Here is a 6,431-nt window from a genome sequence, read left to right on the forward strand (position 1 = left end):
CGCCAGCAGGCCGCGTCCAGTCCACGCGCGTCTCCGCTTTATCGATCTTTTTGGCGTAGGTCACCCCCACCGTCGCCTGCGTGGTAAATGTCAGGGCATCCCGTTCCAGCCGTGCCAGCGCTTCCGCCATCAGCGCGGCACCAATGAGCATCAACCGATCGTGCAGGTCGCCGGCCGTCATATCGGGGCCGATGGCGCATTTTTCAATCATCGCCACCGGACCGGTGTCCAGACCTTCCTCCATCCGCATCACCATCATGCCTGTCTCGGCATCGCCGGCCATGATGGCGCGCTGGATGGGTGCGGCGCCGCGCCAGCGCGGCAACAGCGACGCGTGGCCATTGAGGCAACCGAGCCGCGGCGCCTCGAGGATGGGTTTGGGCAACAGCAATCCATAGGCGACGACCACGGCGACGTCGGCCCGCAAGGCGCGGAACGCCTGCTGCTCGGCCTCGCTCTTCAGCGACACCGGCGTCCGCACCTCGACGCCCAGCCGCTCCGCCTCGCACTGCACCGGCGATGGCGTCAGTTCCAGCCCGCGGCGACCTGCGGCGCGCGGCGGCTGGGTGTAGACGGCTTCTATCTCATGCCCGGCCTCCGCGATCGCCCGCAGCGTCGGCACCGAGAATTCGGGCGTACCCATGAAAACGACGCGCAGGGGCATTTTTGAGCCCTATCCCACCAACTTGCCCGGCGCCTTGCTGCCTGATGGTTTGTCCCTGGCGAGCTTCTTGAACTTCTTGACCACCATGTCGCGCTTCAGCTTCGAGATGTGGTCGATGAACAGAACGCCGTTGAGATGATCTATCTCATGCTGCAGGCAGGTCGCCATCAGCCCTTCGGCCTCGATCTCCTGCAGCTTGCCGTCGCGATCGAGATATTTCACACGCACGGCGGCGGGGCGCTCGACCTCGGCATAGTAATCCGGGATCGACAGGCAACCCTCCTCGTAGACCGAGCGCTGATCGGCGCTGTCGAGAACCTCGGGGTTGATGAAGACATGCGGCGCCGGCGTCTCGTCTTCCTTGGCGAGGTCGATCACCAGCATGCGCAACGGTTCGCCGACCTGGATCGCCGCCAGGCCGATGCCCGGCGCATCGTACATGGTCTCCAGCATGTCGTCGGCGAGCTTGCGCAAGGCGCCGTCGACGCGCTCGATCGGTTTCGAAACCTGGCGCAGAACGGGATCGGGAAGGATGATGAGAGGCTTGATCGACATGGCGTCTCACCTAAGACGTCGCACGGAAAGCGTCAACCGGGGCAATTGAAGCGCCGTTCACGTTTTGATCTGTGCCGTCAGGGAGAATCATCTATGCTGTCCATATGAACGACCTGACATCAATCCTGTCCGAACCAATCGCCCGGCTCGGCGCCACCACGATCACGCTCGGCCACGCATTGGCATTCGGCGCGATCCTGTTTCTGGGCCTGTTCGTGGCGCTGGTCGTCGCGCTGTGGCGGTCGGCCAAGGCGCGTGCAGTGGCGGCTGCGGAAGCCGCCGACCACGCCCGCGACGCCGAGGCGCGGATGGCCGGCATCCTGCAAAGCCAGGCCGAGATGCAGGGCCGCATGGGCGCCATCGCCGAAGTGTTCGGGGCGCGGCAGGCCGAACTCACACAGTCGATCGGCCAACGCCTCGACGCGATGACCGGCCGCCTCGGCCAGACCATGACCGAGCAAACGAAATCGACGCATGAGAGCCTTGCCAAGCTGCAGGAACGGCTGGCGGTCATCGATATCGCGCAGGGCAACATCCAGTCGCTGGCCGGCCAGGTCGTTCAGCTCCAGGCGATCCTCTCCAACAAGCAGACGCGCGGCGCCTTCGGCCAGTCGCGCATGGAGGCGATCGTCGCCGACGGCCTGCCGCACGGCGCCTACGAATTCCAGGCGACCTTGTCGAACGGCAGCCGGCCCGACTGCCTGGTGAAGATGCCGAACGGCGCGCCGGCTCTTGCCATAGACGCCAAGTTTCCGCTGGAAGCCTGGAACGCCATCCGTGCCGCCGAAGGTGTCGATTTGCAGAAGGTCGCCGCACAAGCGTTTCGACGCGACATCGAGGTGCATGTCCGCGATATATCAGAAAAATACCTGATCCAGGGCGAGACGCAGGACACCGCTTTCATGTTCGTGCCGTCGGAATCGGTGTTTGCCGAGATCCACGAGAATTTCGAGGGGATTGTCCACAAGGCGCACCGCGCCCGCATCGTCATCGTCTCGCCGTCGCTACTGATGTTGTCGATCCAGGTCATCCAGGCGATCCTCAAGGACGCCCGCATGCGCGAGCAGGCGCATCTGATTCAGGGCGAGGTGATCCGGCTGATGGAGGATGTCTCGCGCCTCGACGAGCGGGTGCGCAAATTGCAGAGCCATTTCGGCCAGTCGGCCAAGGATATCGACGATATCCTCGTCTCGACGTCGAAGGTGACCAAGCGCGGCCAGAAGATCGAGGCGCTGGAGTTCGGCGCGCAGCCGACGGAGGGCGACGCCGGATCGGCCGAGACCACACACGGCGCGAAGGTCGAAGCGGGTGCGCGCGTCGCCGACTCCAAGACCGGTCAGCTGAGACTTAGGGTCGTCGAAGGCGACGACTGAGAGGCTACTGCTCCTCGACGATCGTCGTGCCTTCGAAGTCCGGCAGCCAGTGTAGCGCCGAGCGATGCCACAACTGCCGTCTCGGCACCAGTTCATCGCGCTGACGCGCCGTGCCTACCCTGATGCCGTAGACTTTCGGTCCGTCACCGACCGACGTGGCATAGAGATGCGAACCGCACTCGCCGCAAAAAGCCTGGGCGCGCCTGGCGCCGCTCGACCCGGTCTTGATGTAGATCTTCGGCGTACCCCTGCTGATCCGGTAATGATCCTCCGACGCCGGCACGGTCACCCGAAACGCCGTTCCAGTCAGTTGCTGGCAATCGATGCAGTGGCAGATATTGGTCTTTTCCGGATCGACTTCGGCCTCGTACGTGATAGCGCCGCAATGGCACCCGCCGTCGATTTTCATCTTCATTCCTCCCAAAATCCGTTCGGCAATGCTTGAGCGACGTGCGCCCGTTTGGACACATAGTATGGCGTAATGCTTTGAATCTACACATCATGCTTTCCGAAATCGACTCCGACATTCGAGTTGATGCGGCAGCGCGGCAGGCGAACCTTGCAACGGCAGGCCTCTAGTCCGGCGCTTGTCCCGACGCGGCCTCTATGGCCTTGAGCCGGCGGGCTCAGGTTCCGCGGACGAACAGTCGCGTGACCTCGGGCATCTCGGTCTTCAGCCGTGCCTCGATGCGTTCGACGCAGGTCTCGATCTCGGGCGCCGACAAATGGTCCTCGTTGGCAACCGGCTCGGGCGCCATCGGTCGGACTTTGAGCATTCCTTCTCCAAGCGTGAGAACAGTCCGCAGTTGGCCGGGCGCGCCAGTATGCGAAATCCGCTGTGAAGGTGGGGGCTTAGCAACAACCGCTCAAGGTCGGTCCGTCGTTGCAGGGCTGGCGTGTTTTCATCGAGCCAAGACTGACGCTAGGTGCCGTGCCGGGAATGAGATATAGTTCAGATACTAGTGACTGCCGGGCGCTGGCACAATGGCTGGACTGGGTGAACAGATTGCGCGTCAGCAGCGCACCATGGGACCGCTCCTGGTGGCGGCAGTGGTCATCGGCCTTATAGGCCTGCCCGTCGCAGCCTGGCTCGACCTCCGAGACCTATCGGAACGGATGCTGCGCACGCAAGCCAGCGAAATCAGCCGGATCATCGACGAAATGCGCGGATTTTACGGCAGCGACGTCGTGGGACGCGTGCTGCAAGCAGACGACGCCGTGACCGCGACGCACAACTACCGGGACGTGCCAGGTGCGATCCCTATTCCAGCAACCCTCTCGATCGAACTCGGCAAGCGCATCAGCGCTCACGACGGGTCCGTCAAATATCGGTTCGTCTCGGATCTACCTTTTAAAGGTCGCGACCCCCACCAGCTCGATCTATTCGAGCGGAATGCAATCTTTGCTTTGCGTGCCAACCCGAGGGAGCCGATCATCGAAGTCTCGGGTTCGCTGTTTGACCGGCACGTCCGCGCCGCGGCCCCCGTTGTAATGGGACAAGTCTGCGTGACCTGCCATAACTCACACCCGGACAGCCCCAAGACGGACTGGAAGGTAGGGGATGTCCGAGGGATCCAGGAGATATCGGTCAATCAGCCTATCGCTGCGAACGTCCTCGCCTTCAAGTATCTGCTCCTATATTTCGGCTTCGCGGCGGCGGCGGGCCTGACGTTCATTCTCCTGCAGCGTCGGCAGTCCGCCTTGGTTCAGGGCATCAACAAGGAGCTTTCCGAGGCAAACGACTTCCTGGCCGCGATTTCATTGAAGATCGCCAAATACCTCTCGCCTCAAATTTACAAAAGCATCTTCAGCGGCCAGAAGGACGTCACCATCGCGACCGAGCGCAAGAAGCTCACGATCTTTTTCTCCGACGTCAAGGATTTCACCGCGATCGTGGAACGGCTCCAGCCCGAGGACCTGACGGTTCTCCTCAACGAGTACTTCACCGAGATGTCGAGGATCGCGCTCAAACACGGCGCCACCGTCGACAAGTTCATCGGCGACGCGCTTCTTGTGTTCTTCGGAGACCCGGAGACGCAAGGCATCGAGGAAGACGCGAGAGCCTGCTTGCGCATGGCTGTCGACATGCAGCGTCGGCTGGAGCAGTTGAACAGGGTGTGGCGTGACCGCGGAGTTGAACGGCCCTTCCGAGCTCGCATGGGCATCAACACGGGCTATTGCAATGTTGGGAACTTCGGTTCCGATGATCGGATGGACTACACGATCATCGGAGCCGAAGCGAACTTGGCGGCCCGTCTGCAGTCGATTGCCGAGCCCGGCGGCATCTGCCTCAGCTATGAGACTTACGCGCTCGTTCGCGACCTTGTCCGGGCGCGTCCGTTAGCACCGATTGCCATGAAGGGGATCAGCCGGGAGGTTGTCCCCTACGAAGTCGAGGGCCTCCTGGGTGAACTGGCCCAGCGCCCTCAGGTCATCAGCGAGCACGCGACTGGCCTCGACTTGTTCCTCGATGTTGAGGCAATCGACGAGAACGGGGTCGAGCGGGCGAAGAAACGACTTTCGGAGGCGCTCCTGGCCTTAACCATCCGAAGCAAGCCCGCCGCTTTTTAGGTTCTCTAGAAACTGTCCCACTGTCAGGGCACCTCTATGCCCAGCATCATCTCGCCGAGTGCTGCTCCTCCAAACTCAAGCTGTTCCGCTGGGTCGCAACCCGCTCGAGAAAACCGCCCGCTATTACCGCCGTTGTCACTCTCGCGGCTATTGTCTTGTGGTTGCGGTAACTGTCCACACGGCCTAATCGACGATCTCGTTCGTCCAGACCTTGAAACCGGCCAGCGTGCCCGGCCCGAAAATATGGGTCAGCGGCACATCGGCAGCGTCGCGGCCGGAGGCAATCAGGATGCGGCCTATGCGCGGCGCATTGTTGCGCGGATCGAAGGCATGCCAGCGGCCGCCGAGATAGACCTCCATCCAGGCAGCGAAATCCATGTCCGACCACGGTTTCGGCAGGCCGATGTCGCTGATGTAGCCGGTGCAATAGCGGGTCGGGATGTTCAGGGCGCGGCAGAAGGCCACGGCGAGATGGGCAAAATCGCGGCAGACGCCGCTTTGCTCACGATAGGCCTCGGCTGCCGTGCGCGTCGGCCGCGCATTGCCGTAATTGAAGATGATGTGGTTGTGGACGAAGTCGCAGACCGCCTGAACCCGTGGAATGCCGAGCGGTGTGTGGCCGAACAGCCGCCATGCCTCGCTCGCCAGCACGTCGCTCTCGCAATAGCGGCTGGGCAGCAGGAACAGCAATGTTTCCGACGGCAGGTCGCGCACCTCGTGCTGCCACGCCACCAGCTCGCCCAACTCGAAGGTTCCCGGGTCGCGGATCACGGCGTCCGTGCCGAAGGTGAAGCGACCGGGCGGGGCGACAAGACGGTTGCACCAATTGCCGAAACTGTCGCGGTAGCTCTCGATCGGCACCGGTGGGTTCGAGGTCAGGAAATCCGGCCGCTCGAGATCGGACGCCCGGGAATAGTGGACGTTGAGCATCGCGATCAGCGGCGCTTCCTGCGGAAAGTCGAAGCTCATCTCGCAGCCGATGTGGATTCGCATTGTCGTCCTGACCGGCCTGCCGGATCAACACCCGGCGAAGGCACGGGCTGTTGCTGCAGTGCAAAAAGATCATCGCACGGACCAACGCGGTTTACGAGCGAATTAGAAACCGCTTGACGGCCGCCGGCCGGCACAGGCGCCAGATTATGCCTCTTGCGGTCGGGCGTTTCTCTTGGTTCATTTCGCTTGCCACAATCGGAGGACGAATCATGGCTAAAGGTGCGATGAAGGCGGGCAAAGAAGCCCGCAAGCCGAAGAAGGACGCGAAGAAACCC

At 62.4% G+C, this 6,431-nt stretch carries 6 protein-coding genes and 2 pseudogenes; 3 read left to right on the plus strand and 5 right to left on the minus strand.

The annotated features are described in order from the left end of the window. Together fmt and def are read right to left on the minus strand one after the other, a co-directional pair. Nucleotides 1–664, minus strand: a 664-nt coding sequence (gene fmt / locus EOB36_RS32610) for a methionyl-tRNA formyltransferase (RefSeq protein WP_128286506.1), incomplete at its 3' end; no start/stop codon positions are given. Between the two features lie 9 nt (nucleotides 665–673). Continuing rightward, nucleotides 674–1,219, minus strand: a complete 546-nt coding sequence (gene def / locus EOB36_RS32615) for a peptide deformylase (protein WP_077374507.1) — start codon at nucleotides 1,217–1,219, stop codon at nucleotides 674–676. Between the two features lie 104 nt (nucleotides 1,220–1,323). Here def and EOB36_RS32620 point away from each other — a divergent pair, with 104 nt between their 5' ends. After that, a complete protein-coding gene (locus tag EOB36_RS32620; RefSeq protein WP_128286507.1) occupies nucleotides 1,324–2,592 on the plus strand; it encodes a DNA recombination protein RmuC in 1,269 nt (422 codons plus the stop codon). 4 nt (nucleotides 2,593–2,596) lie between these two features. Here the strand turns inward: EOB36_RS32620 and EOB36_RS32625 are convergent, their stop codons facing one another. Then, the gene (locus EOB36_RS32625) at nucleotides 2,597–3,001 is read right to left on the minus strand and encodes a GFA family protein (protein WP_128286508.1); all 405 of its coding nucleotides are present in this window, start codon (nucleotides 2,999–3,001) and stop codon (nucleotides 2,597–2,599) included. A gap of 217 nt (nucleotides 3,002–3,218) precedes the next feature. Further along, nucleotides 3,219–3,326 (minus strand): annotated as a pseudogene (locus tag EOB36_RS32630) (cation transporter); the annotation flags it as partial. 250 nt (nucleotides 3,327–3,576) lie between these two features. Between EOB36_RS32630 and EOB36_RS32635 the strand changes: the two are divergent. Both EOB36_RS32635 and EOB36_RS32640 read left to right on the plus strand, forming a co-directional pair. Further along, entirely contained in the window at nucleotides 3,577–5,163 is a 1,587-nt protein-coding gene (locus EOB36_RS32635) for an adenylate/guanylate cyclase domain-containing protein (RefSeq protein WP_126104065.1), read from the plus strand. 17 nt (nucleotides 5,164–5,180) lie between these two features. Then, nucleotides 5,181–5,333 (plus strand): annotated as a pseudogene (locus tag EOB36_RS32640) (IS5/IS1182 family transposase); the annotation flags it as partial. A gap of 13 nt (nucleotides 5,334–5,346) precedes the next feature. Here the strand turns inward: EOB36_RS32640 and EOB36_RS32645 are convergent. Further along, nucleotides 5,347–6,156 (minus strand): transglutaminase family protein, encoded by an 810-nt coding sequence (locus EOB36_RS32645; protein ID WP_095484561.1) that lies wholly within the window; start codon nucleotides 6,154–6,156, stop codon nucleotides 5,347–5,349. Nucleotides 6,157–6,431: the final 275 nt, after the last annotated feature.

Source organism: Mesorhizobium sp. M6A.T.Cr.TU.017.01.1.1 (genome assembly GCF_004023115.1).
Taxonomy (GTDB): Bacteria; Pseudomonadota; Alphaproteobacteria; order Rhizobiales; family Rhizobiaceae; genus Mesorhizobium; species Mesorhizobium mediterraneum.